We start from the raw sequence: 1,386 nt of genomic DNA, 5'->3' as shown, positions 1-1,386 counted from the left end.
TCAGATGGTATGGGCGCCCCCTCCCGCTGCTGCTTGCACCGCACTGCGGGTAGTGCCAGATTGACGATCCCACCGTCGACATCGAAATGGAGACCATCATGGAACGTACCGTCATTGCCATCGACATTGCCAAGAAGGTGTTTCAGCTGCACTGGATCGACATGGATACCGGTTGCATCGAGCGCTTGCAGTTGAAGCGCGCGAGGATGCTGGAGTGGTTTGCCAATCACGCTGCTGCGCTGGTCGTCATGGAAGCTTGCGGCGGCGCACACGACTGGGGTCGAGCTCTGATTGGATTGGGCCATGAGGTACGACTCGTCTCACCCAGGAAGGTGCGTCCGTTCGTGCAGCGGAACAAGACCGATGCCGCGGATGCGCAAGCGATCTGGACGGCGTGCCAGCAGCCCGGCATGCGCTTCGTTCCCGTCAAGACCGAGGCCCAGCAGATCGTGCTGTCGCTGCACCGGCTGCGCGCGCAACTCATGAAGAGCCGCATCATGCAGACGAACGAACTTCGGGGGCTGCTCTATGAGTTCGGCATCGTGCTACCGGAAGGTCACGCGGCATTGCTCAAGGCATTGCCTGACGCCATGTGCGATGCGAAGACCCGGCTGCCAGCGATGCTCATGGATAGCCTGGATGAGCAGCTCGTGCGAGTCCGGCAACTGCAGGCCGACATCGGCCTGATCGAGCGACGGCTCTCGCAGCAGATGCGGGAAATACCAGCCTGCAAGGCTGTCGCCGAAATCCCCGGCATTGGTCTTCTCACAGCCACGGCCGTCGTCGCCAGCATGGGCACGCCGACAGCGTTCAAAGACGCCCGGGAGTTTGCTGCATGGATCGGATTGGTCCCTCGCCAGACCGGTACCGGTGGCCGGGTGCGGCAGTTGGGCATCAGCAAGCGAGGCGATGCTTACCTACGAACGTTGTTAATGCACGGTGCTCGAGCCGTCGTGATCAGATCCAAGGATGGCCCGACATGGCCGTGGTTGACCGCCTTGTTGCAGCGCCGACCGTACAGCGTGGCTGTCGCCGCGGTGGCGAACAAGCTGGCACGAACGATCTGGGCGGTGCTGGCACGCGGTCAAGCCTGGCACCCCGAGGCGTGGCAGACCACGCACTGACGACGAAGAGAACGATGCAACCAGTTTGAAGGAGAGCAAGCGACCACGCGTGTGATGGGACAGACGGGTCAGACCGGGACGGGGACACTCCGATAGGGAACAAGAGCGCCAAGCTCGATGTTCAGATGGGAATCCCGTCAGCGAAAACCATCAGGGCCAGCGGGCATATCCGCCTGCACAACAGGCCGGATATAAGACTGCAGTCCTGCCTCCTGAATCTTCACACAGCGAGTTCTTGTAATCCCGGGGCGCCCATATAAGA

General features: G+C 61.5%; 1 protein-coding gene. It reads left to right on the top strand.

The window, feature by feature from the left end; all coding sequences use genetic code 11:
- Positions 1-98 precede the first annotated feature (98 nt).
- Entirely contained in the window at positions 99-1,124 is a 1,026-nt protein-coding gene (locus BMG07_RS40585; protein WP_198089197.1) for an IS110 family transposase, read from the top strand.
- The last annotated feature ends 262 nt before the right edge of the window (positions 1,125-1,386 follow it).

Origin of the sequence: Variovorax sp. E3, from assembly GCF_016082275.1 — a bacterium.
In the GTDB taxonomy this organism is placed as follows: Bacteria; Pseudomonadota; Gammaproteobacteria; order Burkholderiales; family Burkholderiaceae_C; genus Variovorax.
The sequence above is the reverse complement of the archived record's forward strand: the minus strand, read 5'-3'. Positions and strand labels throughout refer to the sequence as shown.

Bases quoted from the DNA above. Each gene is read 5' to 3' on its own strand.
- BMG07_RS40585 (WP_198089197.1), top strand. From the start codon at position 99: ATGGAACGTACCGTCATTGCCATCGACATTGCCAAGAAGGTGTTTCAG.